This is a genomic window from Actinoallomurus oryzae (assembly GCF_039541955.1).
Taxonomy (GTDB): Bacteria; Actinomycetota; Actinomycetes; order Streptosporangiales; family Streptosporangiaceae; genus Actinoallomurus; species Actinoallomurus oryzae.
In genome coordinates this window covers 125,614-139,212 of sequence record NZ_BAABHF010000049.1, presented here as the reverse complement: position 1 = coordinate 139,212, position 13,599 = coordinate 125,614, and the positions used below count along the sequence as shown (strand labels likewise).

Sequence of the window (13,599 nt, the reverse complement as noted above, 5' to 3'; positions counted from 1 at the left end):
AAGCGAGGGAATCGGAAGGCACGCCCCTGTGGTCACTCCCTCCGACGAAGGAGGACGCATGACCGAGCTGAGGCTTCCGGAGATGGGGCTCGTCGTTCTGGTCGGTGTGTCCGGGGCGGGCAAGTCCCACTTCGCGCGCAGGCACTTCGCGCCGACGCAGGTGGTCTCCTCCGACCACTGCCGGGCGCTCGTGTCCGACGACGAGAACGACCAGTCGGCCACCGCCGACGCCTTCGACCTGCTGCACCACATCGTCCGTACGCGGCTGCGGCGCGGCCTGCTCACCGTCGTCGACGCGACCAACGTGCAGCCGGGGCCGCGGTCCCAGCTCGTCCGGATCGCCAAGGAGCAGGACGTCCTGTCCGTCGCGATCGTCCTCGACGTGCCCGAGTCGGTCGCGATGGCGCGCAACGCCGCCCGTACCGACCGCGACCTGCCGGACCACGTCGTGCCCCGGCAGCGGCGCGAGCTGCGGCGCGGCATGCGCGACCTGCACCGCGTCTTCAAGCGCGCGTACGTGTTGAAGGGCGAGGAGATCGACGAGGCGACCGTCACGTACGAGAAGAGCTGGTCGGACCGGCGCGAGCTGACCGGGCCGTTCGACCTGATCGGCGACGTGCACGGCTGCCGGGCCGAGCTGGAGGAGCTGCTCACGACGCTCGGGTACGTCATCGAGCGCGACGCCCTCGGCCGTGCCGCCGGCGCCGCGCACCCGGACGGCCGTACCGCGCTGCTGCTCGGCGACCTCGTCGACCGCGGCCCGGACACCCCGGGCGTGCTCCGCCTGGTCATGGGCATGGTGAACGCCGGTAACGCGCTGTGTGTCCCCGGCAACCACGAGAACAAGCTCGTCCGCGCGCTGCGGGGACGGCGCGTCACGGTCGCCCACGGGCTCGCCGAGTCGCTCGAACAGCTCGCGGCCGAGCCGGAGGAGTTCCGTGCCGAGGCGCTGGCGTTCATGGACGGGCTGGTCAGCCACCTCGTCCTTGACGGCGGGCGTCTCGTGGCCGCGCACGCCGGGCTCAAGGAGGAGTACCACGGCCGCGCGTCGGGCCGCGTGCGCTCCTTCGCCCTGTACGGCGAGACCACCGGTGAGACCGACGAGTACGGACTGCCGGTGCGTTACGCCTGGGCGAACGACTACCGGGGCGGCGCCATGGTCGTCTACGGGCACACGCCGATCGTCGAGCCCGAATGGGTCAACAACACGCTCTGCCTGGACACCGGTTGCGTCTTCGGCGGCCGGCTCACCGCGCTCCGCTACCCGGAGAAGGAGATCGTCTCGGTCCCGGCGCACCAGGTCTGGTACGCGCCGGTCCGCCCGCTGGAGGCCGAGCCGCCGGCGTCGCGCGGCGGCCACCGGGAGTCGGGCGTGCTGCGGATCGCGGACGTGGAGGAGGCCGTCGAGACCCGGCTGATGGGCCGGATCAACCTGCGCGCGGAGAACGTCTGGCCGGCGCTGGAGGCGATGAGCCGCTTCGCGGTGGACCCGCGCTGGCTGGTGTACCTGCCGCCCACGATGGCGCCCGCCGACACCTCGTCGCTGGAGGACCACCTGGAGCACCCGGCGGAGGCGTTCGCGGCGTACCGCAGGCAGGGCGTCGGCCAGGTCGTGTGCGAGGAGAAGCACATGGGCTCGCGCGCCGTCGTCGTCGTGACGCGGGACGCCGGCGTCGCCGCGGCGAGGTTCGGCGTGGACGACGGCACCACCGGCGCGGTCTACACCCGGACCGGGCGCCCGTTCTTCGCCGACCCGGAGCGGACGGAGAGGTTCCTCGCGCGGGTGCGCGAGGCGGCCGGATTCCTGTTCGAGGAGCTGGAGACCGGCTGGCTGGTGCTGGACTGCGAGCTGATGCCGTGGTCGGCCAAGGCGGTCGAGCTGCTGCGCCGGCAGTACGCCGCGACCGGCGCGGCGGCGCGCGCCGCCCTGCCGGCCGCCGCGGACGCCCTGGCCCGCGCCGAGGCCCGCGGCCTGGACGTCGGCGGCCTGCGCGCCCGGACCGAACGCCGGGCGGAGAACGCCGCGCTGTTCCGCGACGCGTACGCCCGCTACTGCTGGCCGGTGGACGGGCTGACCGGGCTGCGGCTCGCGCCGTTCCAGGTGCTGGCGGGGGAGGGGTCCTCCTACGCCGCGCGCGACCACCGGTGGCACCTGGAGACCGCCGACCGGCTGGCCGCCGCCGACGACCTGATCGTCTCGACGCGGTCGCGCGTCGTCGACCTGACCGCCGACGACGAGGCGGACGCGGTCGCCTGGTGGCAGAACCTGACCGCGACCGGCGGCGAGGGCATGGTGGTCAAGCCGCTGGGACCCGGTCCGGAGGGGCGGCTCGTGCAGCCGGGGCTGAAGTGCCGGGGCCGGGAGTACCTGCGGATCATCTACGGCCCCGACTACACCGAACCCGAGCACCTCGAACGGCTGCGGCAGCGCTCCCTCGGCCGCAAGCGGTCGCTCGCGATGCGGGAGTACGCCCTGGGCCTGGAGTCCCTGGACCGCCTGGCCGCCGGCGAACCGCTGTGGCGCGTCCACCAGCCCGTCTTCGGCGTGCTGGCCCTGGAGTCGGAGCCGGTCGACCCGCGCCTGTGAACGCCGCGGAGCGGGTCGGCCCGCGCCGGTGAGCAGGCGGAGTGGGCCGGCCCGCGCCGGTGACGCGGGCCGAGCGTCGTGTATCGGAATTGGCCGGTCCAATGTTACGCGTGCGATACGGATGTCCGGCGGTCCGCGTTTTTCCCGTGCATGTACAGGGAGCGGTTCACCGCGATAATCTCCGGAAACGCACCGGCTCGTATACCGGGGAGCTCTTGATGGGCGATTTTTTCGACGTCGACGACGCCCGGTCACGGTTAACCGAGCAAATTGCCTTCTACGACGAAACAATCCTCACGCCCGGAGACGCCGGTGCCCAGGGCGAGCTGCGCCGGGTCGAGGAATATTTCGCCGGTCAAACCCTGAGCGGTGACGTTCTGGAGATCGCCTGTGGCACGGGTTTCTGGACCGGGCGGCTCCTGGACCGCGCGACGACGCTCACCGCGGTCGACGCCTCCGCGCGCCGGCTGCGCCTGTGCGCGGACCGTCTCGGCGGCGATCCGCGCCTCGAACTCGTCCACGCGGACGTGTTCGACTGGACGCCTGATTCGACCTACGACGCCATTTTTCTCGGTTTCTGGCTGTCGCACGTCCCCGGTCGGCTGCTCGGGGAATTCCTCGGCCGGCTGAGAAAGTGGCTGAGGGCCGGTGGCGTCGTCCACCTCGTCGACCACAAGGCCGGCGCGACCGGAGAGACCGTGCTCGGCGGCGAGATGGTCCGCCGGATCGGCGATTCCGGCCGGAGCTACCGCGTCGTCAAGGCCCAGTACGACCGGGCAGGCCTCGAACAACGGATTCACCGCCTCGGCTGGTCGGCCGTTCTGCGCGAGACCCCGGAGCATTTCCTATTCGGCTCGCTCACCGACGGCGCCGGCGCGCCGGCCGGTGATCCTGTACGGGAGGCGGACGTGTAGTGAAGAGCGTGAGCACACAGGCGTATCTGCTCTATCCGTTCCCGCATTCGATATCCGGGGCGAGACTGGCCACCGATCCCGTACGCGCCGACAGCCCGTGGAAGCACTGGTTCGTGCGCTCGGCGGACAGCCTGGACAAGATCAATCTGCTCACCGACCACTCGTACTCGTTCCTTCCGCACGTGCGCCGGATGCTCTATCCGGAGCTGTACGGCCTCACCTCCGACGCGAGCAAGCAGGCGCTCCACAGCGTGCAGGGCATGGAGGTCGCGGCGGTGCGCCGGGCGATCGACGACGCGGCGGGCAAGGACGACGGCGACCGGTTCCGCAACGCCGCGGTCCGCCTGACCTGGACCGGGAAGCAGCTGGCGCCCGGCAGCAAGATCACCGTTCGCATTCCCGGCGCCCAGGGCATCGAGGAGGACTACAAGTGTGATCTGCGCTGGATCGACGCGGTGCTCTTCCCGGTCGGGGTCGGCGTTCTGGTGGCGGCGCTCGACCCGCCCGGCGACATGCCCACGGCCGTGGCCGCCCGGTTGATGCGGTTCGCCAAGAAGGTCGAATACCGGCGGCGTCTCTCTCTGGAGGTCGCCCAGCTGAGCCTCGAGGCGAGCGGTTTCCCGGCCAGCGGCGGGCGGGGGAGTACCTGGCTGGAGGTCCTGCCCACGTTGCTGCGGGACCTGGCCGTCGCGTCACCGCTCGACTCGCGCGACAACATCTCCGAGCTCACCGGAACCCTCGGGGTGAACTGGCGGCTGGCGATCACGTCGCAGGTGAGGCGGGACGGCGACGAGCAGCCGCCGCCCGGCCCCTTCGAGTCCGGCGCCCAGCTCGCGTGCTTCGCGCTGGCCACGGGCCGGACACCGGTGGCCGGGCAGCACGCGGAGTGTCCCTCGGAGGACCAGTGGCAGCGACTCCGCTCGAAGCGGTGTCTCTCCCTCTGGCAGGACTGGATGATGCTCTACCACTACGACAACCTCGTGCAGGTGGTCGAGTCGGCCGACGACCGGTACGTCGCCCAGCAGTTCGAGCTCTTCGAGTACGAGTACGTCACCCTCTTCATCTACGCGATCGCGCAGCGGCATCTCCTCGACATCATGGAATCGGACCTGGCCCAGGTGGCCGGGCTCCTCGAAGTGGCCTCCGCGAAGCTCCAGCGCTTCGACGAGGCGGTGATCCGGTTCAACACCCGGCTCTGGCATCGCGACGTCAGCACCACCCCGGTCGGCGGACCGCTGTACTCCCTGCTGAGGTCCGGACTCGAACTCTCCGAGTCGTTCGCCTCGATCCGGGAGGCGAGCGCGGCCCTCCAATCCCACCTTCAGCTCCGTGCCTCCCAGGGGCTGGCGCGCTCGACGACCCGGACACGTCAGCTCATCGAACTCGTCGCGGTCGTGGGCGTGCCGCTCGGTGTCATGAGCTCCGCGATGCAGACCCGGTTGGGTAATCTCAGACCGCTGAAAGCCGTGCCGCCGTACATGGCGTGGCTTCTGGTGCTCGGCGTTCTGCTGATAACCACCCTCATTTATGTGGTCATCCGTCGTACAAATACGAGGAAAAAAGATGAGTTCTAGCCATTTCGGCTATGACGTTCCCCGGGGTCCGCTCGTGGTGAATCTGGTCCGTCACGGCAACGCGCCGTGGGTGCGCGACGGGGTCACGGTGGACGATCCCGAGCTCGGGCAGCGGGGCGTCGACCAGTGCGCCGCGCTCGCCGCCGAGCTCTCGGGAGCCAAGTTCGACCTCGTCGTGGCCTCCCCCGTGAAGAGGGCGCGGGAGACGGTGGCGCTCGCGTGCGGCGGCCTGGAGACCCCTGCCGTCGAGGACTGGCTGGCCGAGATGCGCTACCCGGTCTGGCAAGGTCAGCCGCCCGAACTCGCCGCCCGCGCCCTGGCCGACGCGCGGACCCTGCCCGCGGAGGAGCGCTGGAACGCCTTCGAGGAGTCGGGCGAGGGCATCCGCTCGTTCACCGACCGGGTCCGGTCGGGCCTGCGCCGCTTCCTCGCCGGCCTCGACGTGCGCCCCGTGACGGACGGCGGCCCGGCGCTGTGGGAGATGGACGGCGTCGAGCGCCAGATCCTCATGGTGGCGCACGCCGGAAGCATCAGCACGGTCCTGTCGATGCTGCTCGGCTTCGAGCCCACGCCGTGGGAATGGGAGAGATTCCAGATCGCGCACTGCTCGATCACCCGCCTCATCACCATTCCTGTCGGGACGAGATATGCCTTCTCCGTCGAATGCCTGGGGTACATGGAATACATTCCCGAACATCTCCGAAGTTGGTAGCGCATGAGGATCATCGGCGTATCCGGTGGATTCGGCCACGAAGCCAGTGCGACGCTCATCGTGGACGGGAAGATCGAACTCATCGTCGAGGAAGAACGCCTCTCGCGGCGTAAGTACGCGCGTGAGGAGGCCGCGACGCGGTCCGTCCTGGCGTGCCTGCGGCGCTTCGACCTCGCCCCCCGCGACCTCGACGCGCTCGCGATCTCGTGGGACTCGTCGCTGGACCCGAGCAACGACCGGATGATCGCCGCCGACCGGGCCCTGGCGGCGGCCCGCGGCGAGCTGGGGCTCGATGACACTCCCGCGTTCGTCTTCGACCATCACCGGTGTCACGCCGTGACCGGCCAGTACATGAGCGGCACGGCGGAGCGATGCGTCGTGGTCGTCATGGACGGCCGTGGCGAGAACGCCTCCACGACCGTCTACCTCGTGGGCGGAGGTGAGGACGAGGACGTCGTGGCCGCGTCTCCGCTGACGGCGTCGCTGGGCACGCTGTTCGCCGCGGTGACGACCTACTGCGGGTTCGGCTACGGCGGCCAGGGCAAGACGATGGGCCTGGCCGCGTTCGGCACACCGCGCCACGACTTCCCCGAGCTCTCCCCGGACGGGCTGGGATTCCGCTGCTCCCTTCCCGCCCCCGGCGACCCGACGGCCGGACACCGCGCGGTCTACCGGCAGTGGAACGACATCTGCGCCGAGGTCTTCGGCCCGCCGCGCAGGCCCGCGCTGTCCCTGTCTGACCGGCTGCGGCCCTTGCGCTCCGGCGACTTCGCGCCGCACCACGCGGACGCCGCGGCATCGGTGCAGGCGATGGTCGAGGCGAGGATCGAGACTCTCGTCCGCCGCCTCGCGAGCGAGTACCCCGGCCTGCCGGTCGTCCTGGCCGGCGGCGTCGCCCTCAACTGCTCCGCCAACGGGCGCCTCCGCCGGGTCCTGCCGGACGTGGATCTGCGTTACCTGCCGATCCCGCAGGACGCCGGGGTCTCGGTGGGCGCGGCCGTGCTCGCGGCGCGGCGGCTGGGAGAGGCCACCCGGCTCCCGGCCGGGCCCTACCAGGGCCTGGGCTGGTCCGACGCGGAGCTGGCCGACCTGCTCCGGCGTTACGGCATCGGTTACCACGAGCCACCCGACCTCGCGGCGGAGGTCGCCGACCGGCTGCTGGCCGGCGAGGTCATCGGCTGGTTCCAGGGCCGGGCCGAGGTCGGCCCGCGCGCGCTGGGACACCGCTCGATCCTCGCCTCGCCCCTGGACGCCGCCGTCGTCGACCGCCTGAACCTGGAGATCAAACAGCGGGAGGCGTGGCGTCCGTTCGGGCCGTCGTTGCTGCCGGACGCCATGGACAAGTGGTTCCCGGTCGCCGACGCCCCGTTCATGATCGAGGCGCATGAGGTCAGGGACGCGGCCATGTTGCCCGCCGTCGTGCACGTGGACGGCACGAGCCGGCCCCACTGCGTCGACGACCGCGTGTGCAGCCCGCGTTACGTCGCGGTGCTGGAGGCGATGCGGAGGCGCACCGGACACGGCGTCGTCCTGAACACCTCCTTCAACATCGACGGCGAGCCGATCGTCTACACCCCCGACGACGCGCTGCGAACGTACTTCTCCTCCACGCTGGACGGGCTCGCCCTGGGCCCGTTCCTGCTGCACCGATCGGGCTGACCGTGGCGGCGTTCATCGTGCAGCCGCCGGCGTACCGGACCCGGCGGCGAACGCTCGGCGACGCCGTGGTGTCCGCCGTGACCGCGGCCGGCCCCGGCCTGACCCTCGCGGGCTCGTTCCGCTTCGGCGACTTCCACCTCGACGCCGACGCCGACGTGGCCCATTCGCTCAGCGACGTCGACCTGGTGGCCGACGGCGCCGGTGACGAGGCCCGCGCGCTGATGGCCCGGAAGGTCGAGGAGGGTCTGGCCGAGCGTGTGGGCATGCGGCTGCGGGTCTCGGTGCACCCGGGCGCGAAGTTCGCGGCGCTGAGCCCCGCGGACGCGCGGTTCCTGGCGATCGGCGAGTACCTCCGCCACCGCGACGACGGGCCGGGCACGCTCTACCACGACTTCCTGCTGGCCAAGGTGACGCTCCTGGTGCTGCGCGAGCACCAGGGCGAGCGTTACCTGGAGGTCGCCGGCCGTCTGGCCACCGACGAAGCGGCCCTCGCCGCGCGGATCAAACTCGGGGTCGCCCACGGCGGCTTCCTCCCGGCCGCGCGTACGCTCCTCGGCCGGGCCCCGTATCCGGAGGCGAGGCTCCTGGCCGAGCGGTTCCTGCCGCGGGCCGACGCGGCCGAGGTCCGGGCGTACACCCGGGAGCTCCGGCGGCGGCCGGGCATCGACCCGTGGCTTCGCGAGTACGTCGCCGGAAAGGTCGACGCCGCCGCTACACCGCTTCGCTGATCCTGCGGGTGAGGTGTTCGGCGCATCGATCCGCGCTGCGGACCGGTGACTCATCAGTGGTGTCGATCCGGAAATACGGCCGGGCCCGCAGCGCGCGGGCCCGCGCGAGGCAGTCCGCGATGCCGTCGTCGTCCCAGCCCCGCCAGGGCGGGCGCGCCTCCAGCCGTGACACCCGGGCCCGGTCGCCGCAGTCGAGCAGGACGATCTCCAGGCCGCTCACGAGATACCGGGCCGGCGCCGCGGCCAGCAGGTCGGGGTCGATGCAGCCGAAGAGCACCATCACGGTGTCGTTCTCGCCGAGCGCGTGGGCCAGCAGCAGCCAGTCGTTGCACCAGGCGGCCCAGCCCCGGTCCAGGTGGTGGAGGAACAGGTCGGCGTCGAAGACCGCACTACGCCGGTACACCGACAGGCGCTCCCGGACGATGGGCGCGATCGTGCTCTTGCCGGCCCCGCTCTCCCCGGTGACCAGCACCAGCGGGTACGGCGAGACGGCGCGCTCCCAGCCACACGATCGGCAGCGGACGGACCTCGCCGCGGGCTCCGGCCGGAGTGGCGTCCGGTCCGGGCAGCGCATGCAGACCGGAACCTGGATCGGATCCATGATCCACCTCACGTCGGATTCCAGCACTGTAGGCCAACGTGGGGGAATCGTCCGGTGCGGTGATCCGGGGGCCGGTGCGGTGCGTCCTATCAGTACCGCGCCGGAGAACGGGGGTGCCGGTGATGAGGACCGCGAGAACGCGCACGCCGTTGCTGCCGCCCACGGCCATCGGGCTGAGCCCGGCGACGGCCCGGGCCCGCTACCGGCTCCACACGGTGCTCGTGGCCGGCCTGTTGCTGCTGAGCTGGGCGCTGTATCTCCGGTTGAACCTGAGCGACATGGAGAGCACGCTGCGGCTGGCCCGGGCGCCGGCGTACACGGCGACGGTGCAGGCACCCGCCCCGGAGACACACGCGCCGACCCTCGTCTGGACCGACAAGGACGGCGCGGTCCGGTACGGCACCGCCGACCGGGACGACCCGTACCGGCCCGGCGAGCGCGTGCGGGTGCTGGAGTACTCGACCTTCACCTGCTGGACGTGGGAGACCTACGACGACCGGCGCGACGAGCTGATCGGAATGGTGCTGTTCCTGTTCGCCGTCCCCGGCGCCGCGATCGTCGGCTACCTCATCCACCGGCGCCGCCGATGGCTCGGCGTCCTGCGCGCGGCGCGGTCGTCCGGGACCGAGGGTCGCGTGCTGGGGACGTATCGGTTCGGTCACCGGACCGGCCTGAAGGTCGACCTGGGGGACCGGACGGTCTACGTGCCGCTCATGCGCGACCAGTTCGTCGACGCGCTGACGTCGCTGGACGCGCTCAGGCCCGTACGCGGCGGAGGGCGGTTCGTGGTGTTCCGGGTCGCCGCCGCGGGTCGCACCGTCTGGCCCGGCGGTCCCTACCGCACGCGGTTCGTGCCGGTCGGGGCCATCGTGCGCGGCCTCCTGTGGGTCGGCCCTCCGCTGGTGACCCTGGCCGTCCACCTGTCCACGGCACCGATCTCGCCGTGCTGAGGTGATCGGCCAGGGTCCTGTCGTCAATCGGCGTAACTCTGTAGAGGAAAGCCAAGTCCTCCGACCACAGGGTGTGGAAGACGCCGTCGCGGTCGACGCGGCGGTAGGTGTGGGCGCCGAAGAAGTCGCGCAGGCCCTGGATCAGCGACGCCGGCCCGCGCCGCGCCGAAGACGCCCGCCCCCGCCACGATGTCCCTGGCCGGTGGACGGCGCGCCGCCCTGGCACTGCGGGCGGGCACCGGAGTGACCTGTTCCGCCGACGCGGCGATCGACAAGGTGATCACCTCGGTGCCGGGCCTGCAGACGGAGACCCTCGCGTTCGCCCATAGATACGCCGAACAGGTGACCAGCGACTGCCAGGTGTACGTGACCGCGAAGAACAGCGACCGCCCTTCGTTCGGAAGGACGAGACGGCCTTCATCGTGAGGTCCGGTCAAGGAGCGCCAGCAACATGTTCCAGTGGCGTGCGGTGGCTTCGGCGTTGTATTGATGTGTGTCCGCCTGGGTGTAGCCGTGTCGCGCACCGGAGTAGACGTCCGCCTGATAGCGGATACCTGCCAACGTGAGGGCCCTGTCGAGTCGCTCGATCTGCTCGGGCGGCATGGAGGGGTCTTCGTCGGCGTGGCCGAAGTAGAGCTCCGCGGTGATCCGGTCGGCTAGCAGGTGCGGGCTGTCCGGGGCGTCGGTGGCCAGGTTGCCGCCATGGAAACCGGCGGCCGCGGCGACCCGGTCGGGGAAGGTACCGGCGGTGCGCAGGGCCAGGGCGGCTCCCACGCAGTAGCCGGTGATGGCGACAGGGCCGTCGGTGGTCCGTGGGCAGGCCGTCAGCCAGGACAGGTACGCGTCGGCGTCGCGCATGGCCCGTTCGGGGGTCAGTTCTCCCACGAGAGGAAAGAGCTGCTGGAGCAGCGCGCGCCGGCGGGTGTCGGTGATGTGGACGGGCAGTTCCACGACCGGTGCCCGCCCGTGGCGGTAGAGGACGTTGGGTACCAGGACGGTGTAGCCGTGTTCGGCGAGCCGGTCGGCCATGCGCGTCAGGCTTGGGCGTACGCCGAAGGCATCCATGTAGAGCAGCACGGCGGGATGGGCGGCATGATCGTTGGGATGGGTCAGGTAGGCGTCGGCGGTGCCGTCGGAGGTGACGATGTCCACGATGGTTCCGGATACAGCGGTCATTCAGTGTTCTCCCATCAATGACCCGGCGTGCTCGGGCTTCTCGGCCGCGGCACAGGTGTGGGTCAGGTCAGCGGAGTGCAGGCGGGCGGTCAGCCGGGCCAGGCGTACGCCCTGGTAGCGAGCCGCCTGCAGCAATGCCGGCGGGGGCAGCAGGCCGTCGGGTCCGCTCGGGTGGCTGGTTCCGTAGGGGTTGCCGCCCGCGCCGTGCACGGCGTCGTCGGTATAGCCGGGCGGCACGAGGACCGCACCCATGTGATAGGCCGAGTTGTAGAGAGCCAGCAGGGTGGACTCCTGACCGCCATGCCGAGACTGGCCACTGACGAAGCCGGTGAAGGTCTTGTTCGCCAGCCGGCCGGCCGCCCACAGGCCGCCGCAGGTGTCGAGGAACTGCTTGAGCTGAGAGGCGATATTGCCGAACCGGACCGGGGTACCGAAGGCCAGGCCGTGCGCCCACAGCACATCGTTGTGGCCGACCTCGGGGATGCGCGACGAGACCTGCTGATGGTGGGCGGTCCAGGCGGGGTCGGCGGCGATCGCGGAGGCCGGGGCAAGTTCGGGGACTCGGCGGAGTCTGACCTGTGCGCCTTCGGCCCGCGCGCCCTCGGCCAGTGCCTCGGCGAGCGCGTACACGTTTCCGGTGGCTGAGTAGTAGACGACGGTGATATTGACGGTCATCGCGCAGGTTCTTCCTTCCAATGCGCAGGGGGTTGTCGGTCGGTCAGGAGCACTCAGCTGCCTGATGCGGCACGGACCGCATCTTGGCCGGATGGTCGGGAGACCCTGGTTCGCTCCATCACCCACAGGACGAAGGTTCCGCAGGCCAGCGAGCCACCCAGAACGCTCACCGCCGTCCAGCCGCCGTGCACCCACACCACCGCGGCCAGCGCCGATCCGGCGGCGCCGCCGGTGAAGAAGGCCGTCATCAACGCGGAGTTGAGCCGGTTGCGGATCTCCGAGTGCAGTGCGTAGATGACGTTCTGGTTGCTGTTGAGCACCGCCCGGTGCGCCAGGTTGAGGACGATCGCCCCGCCGAGGAGCCACCCCAGCGAACTCTCGCCTGCGCCGATCAGCCACCAGGAAGCGGCGAACGCGGCGGTGCCGACGCCGGTGACCCACTGCACGTAGCCGCGGTCGGCCAGCCGACCGGTCACCGTCGCCCCCACCGTGCCCACCGCACCCACGAGCCCGAACAGCCCGATGGCCGCCTCGGACCAACCGTACGATGGGCCGGCGAAAAGGAAGGTCACCGCCGTCCACAGCACGTTGAACGACGCGAGCGACAGGGCGGCGATGCCGGCCCGCCACCGCAGCACCGGCTCGTGGCGGAACAGCGCGAACGTTGAGCGCAGCAGCGCCGGGTACGACAGCCCGATCGGGGTGTGCAGAGGCGGCAGGAAGCGCCACAGCAGCACGGTCACCCCGGCGACCAGGACCGCACTCACCCAGTAGACCGTCCGCCAGCCGCCGAGTTCGGCGAGCCCTCCCGAGACCGTACGGGACAACACCGTGCCCAGCAGCAGCCCGCTCGTCACCGTGCCGATCACCCGGCCGCGCTTCCCCGGTGCCGCGAGCGTGACGGCGTACGGCACCACGACCTGGGCGCCCACCGAGGTGAACGCGGTGAGCACGGTTCCCACGAGCAACAGGGCTCCGTTGGGCGCGGTCGCCGAGATCAGCAGGAACGCCGCGGTGGCCGCGTACAGGAGTACCGCGAGCCGGCGGCGTTCGACCAGGTCGCCGAGCGGGACGAGCAGGATCAGCCCCAGCCCGTAACCGACCTGCGCGGCCGTCACGACCATTCCGGCCATCGTGGTGCTGAGCCGAAGCTCCCGGCCGAGCAGGTCGAGCAGCGGCTGGGCGAAGTAGTTGTTGGCGACCGAAAGCCCCGTCGCCACGGCCATCAGGAGAAGCAGCCCTCGGCTCAGTGGCGGGCCGCCGTCCGGCGCATCGGTGATCTTGCGGCGCGCCGTCCGGCGCGGTGCCCCCGACCCGACTGTCATGATCCGGCCTCCCATCAGTCACTCAACATTGAGAATGTCAACGTTGAGATAACAGCATGAGAGTATTCTCTTCGTCAAGTAGATGAACGTTGAGATTGTTTGCGCTGAGAGAGGCCGGCCGATGAGCGATGCGGTGGATCAGTTGCTCACCCAGTGGGGGAGGGAGCGCCCCGACGTCGACGTCGGGCCCATGGGGGTCATCGGGCGGATCACCCGGTTGTCCCGGCTGCTGGACCGGGAGCTGAAGGAGTTCTTCGCCGGGCACGGACTCGAGCGCTGGGAGTTCGACGTGCTGGCCACTCTCCGCCGGTCCGGGCCACCGTACGAGCTGACGGCGGGGGCCCTCAACCGGGCCGCCATGGTGACTTCCGGTGCGATCACCAACCGGATCGACCGGCTGGCGGCCCGGGGGCTCGTCGAGCGCGTGCACGACGAGGAGGACCGGCGCTCCGTACGCGTCCGCCTGACCGATCAGGGCCGGACGATGGTCGACGAGATGGTCGGGCCGCACGTGGCGAACGAGGCGCGCCTGCTCGCCGCGCTGACCTCAGAGGAACGGGATCGGCTGGCCGGCCTGCTCCGCGGCCTCCTTGAGTCGCTGGGTGATACTTCCATCGGTTAGGGCACGTCAGGAAAACGCCGGAGGCCGGTCGCGCGCCGTGATCAGACGCTCGGAGGTCTGGTCGGCTGTCACCGTG

At 70.9% G+C, this 13,599-nt stretch carries 13 protein-coding genes and 1 pseudogene; 9 read left to right on the top strand and 5 right to left on the bottom strand.

Annotation, left to right across the window (positions count from 1 at the left end; translation table 11 throughout):
* Positions 1 to 58 precede the first annotated feature (58 nt).
* From ABEA10_RS41480 to ABEA10_RS41455, 6 genes are all read left to right on the top strand, one after another.
* A complete protein-coding gene (locus ABEA10_RS41480) occupies positions 59 to 2,587 on the top strand; it encodes a polynucleotide kinase-phosphatase (protein ID WP_345473624.1) in 2,529 nt (842 codons plus the stop codon).
* 146 nt (positions 2,588 to 2,733) lie between these two features.
* Positions 2,734 to 3,501 carry a class I SAM-dependent methyltransferase gene (locus ABEA10_RS41475; RefSeq protein ID WP_345473622.1) on the top strand — a complete coding sequence of 256 codons (768 nt, stop codon included), beginning with the start codon at positions 2,734 to 2,736 and terminating at the stop codon, positions 3,499 to 3,501.
* Between the two features lie 8 nt (positions 3,502 to 3,509).
* The gene (locus tag ABEA10_RS41470; RefSeq protein ID WP_345473620.1) at positions 3,510 to 5,075 is read left to right on the top strand and encodes a hypothetical protein; all 1,566 of its coding nucleotides are present in this window, start codon (positions 3,510 to 3,512) and stop codon (positions 5,073 to 5,075) included.
* The gene (locus ABEA10_RS41465; protein ID WP_345473618.1) at positions 5,065 to 5,787 is read left to right on the top strand and encodes a histidine phosphatase family protein; all 723 of its coding nucleotides are present in this window, start codon (positions 5,065 to 5,067) and stop codon (positions 5,785 to 5,787) included. Before ABEA10_RS41470 ends, ABEA10_RS41465 begins: the two co-directional genes overlap by 11 nt.
* A 3-nt stretch (positions 5,788 to 5,790) precedes the next feature.
* Positions 5,791 to 7,446, top strand: coding sequence for a carbamoyltransferase family protein (locus ABEA10_RS41460; RefSeq protein WP_345473616.1), 1,656 nt, complete (start codon positions 5,791 to 5,793; stop codon positions 7,444 to 7,446).
* Between the two features lie 2 nt (positions 7,447 to 7,448).
* Positions 7,449 to 8,174: a hypothetical protein gene (locus ABEA10_RS41455; protein ID WP_345473615.1), complete on the top strand. Its 726-nt coding sequence runs from the start codon at positions 7,449 to 7,451 to the stop codon at positions 8,172 to 8,174.
* Here ABEA10_RS41455 and ABEA10_RS41450 read toward each other — a convergent pair.
* Entirely contained in the window at positions 8,158 to 8,775 is a 618-nt protein-coding gene (locus tag ABEA10_RS41450; protein ID WP_345473613.1) for a hypothetical protein, read from the bottom strand. The two genes, ABEA10_RS41455 and ABEA10_RS41450, sit on opposite strands and share 17 nt — an antisense overlap.
* 122 nt (positions 8,776 to 8,897) lie before the next feature.
* On the opposite strand from ABEA10_RS41450, the gene ABEA10_RS41445 reads away from it, so the two are divergent.
* Complete coding sequence (locus ABEA10_RS41445; protein WP_345473611.1) at positions 8,898 to 9,725, top strand: hypothetical protein; 828 nt, start codon at positions 8,898 to 8,900, stop codon at positions 9,723 to 9,725.
* A gap of 76 nt (positions 9,726 to 9,801) precedes the next feature.
* Here the strand turns inward: ABEA10_RS41445 and ABEA10_RS41440 are convergent.
* A pseudogene (locus ABEA10_RS41440) lies at positions 9,802 to 9,951 on the bottom strand (hypothetical protein); the annotation flags it as partial.
* Between ABEA10_RS41440 and ABEA10_RS41435 the strand changes: the two are divergent.
* Positions 9,915 to 10,151: a hypothetical protein gene (locus ABEA10_RS41435; protein WP_345473747.1), complete on the top strand. Its 237-nt coding sequence runs from the start codon at positions 9,915 to 9,917 to the stop codon at positions 10,149 to 10,151. The pseudogene ABEA10_RS41440 and the gene ABEA10_RS41435 overlap by 37 nt on opposite strands.
* Here the strand turns inward: ABEA10_RS41435 and ABEA10_RS41430 are convergent.
* From ABEA10_RS41430 to ABEA10_RS41420, 3 genes are read right to left on the bottom strand one after another with little or no spacing between them, the layout of a single operon-like run.
* Positions 10,143 to 10,901 carry a dienelactone hydrolase family protein gene (locus tag ABEA10_RS41430; RefSeq protein WP_345473609.1) on the bottom strand — a complete coding sequence of 253 codons (759 nt, stop codon included), beginning with the start codon at positions 10,899 to 10,901 and terminating at the stop codon, positions 10,143 to 10,145. The two genes, ABEA10_RS41435 and ABEA10_RS41430, sit on opposite strands and share 9 nt — an antisense overlap.
* A complete protein-coding gene (gene wrbA, locus ABEA10_RS41425; RefSeq protein WP_345473608.1) occupies positions 10,902 to 11,576 on the bottom strand; it encodes an NAD(P)H:quinone oxidoreductase in 675 nt (224 codons plus the stop codon).
* A 53-nt stretch (positions 11,577 to 11,629) separates the two neighbouring features.
* A complete protein-coding gene (locus ABEA10_RS41420; protein WP_345473607.1) occupies positions 11,630 to 12,901 on the bottom strand; it encodes an MFS transporter in 1,272 nt (423 codons plus the stop codon).
* A gap of 121 nt (positions 12,902 to 13,022) precedes the next feature.
* Here ABEA10_RS41420 and ABEA10_RS41415 point away from each other — a divergent pair, with 121 nt between their 5' ends.
* Positions 13,023 to 13,523 carry a MarR family winged helix-turn-helix transcriptional regulator gene (locus tag ABEA10_RS41415; protein WP_345473606.1) on the top strand — a complete coding sequence of 167 codons (501 nt, stop codon included), beginning with the start codon at positions 13,023 to 13,025 and terminating at the stop codon, positions 13,521 to 13,523.
* The last annotated feature ends 76 nt before the right edge of the window (positions 13,524 to 13,599 follow it).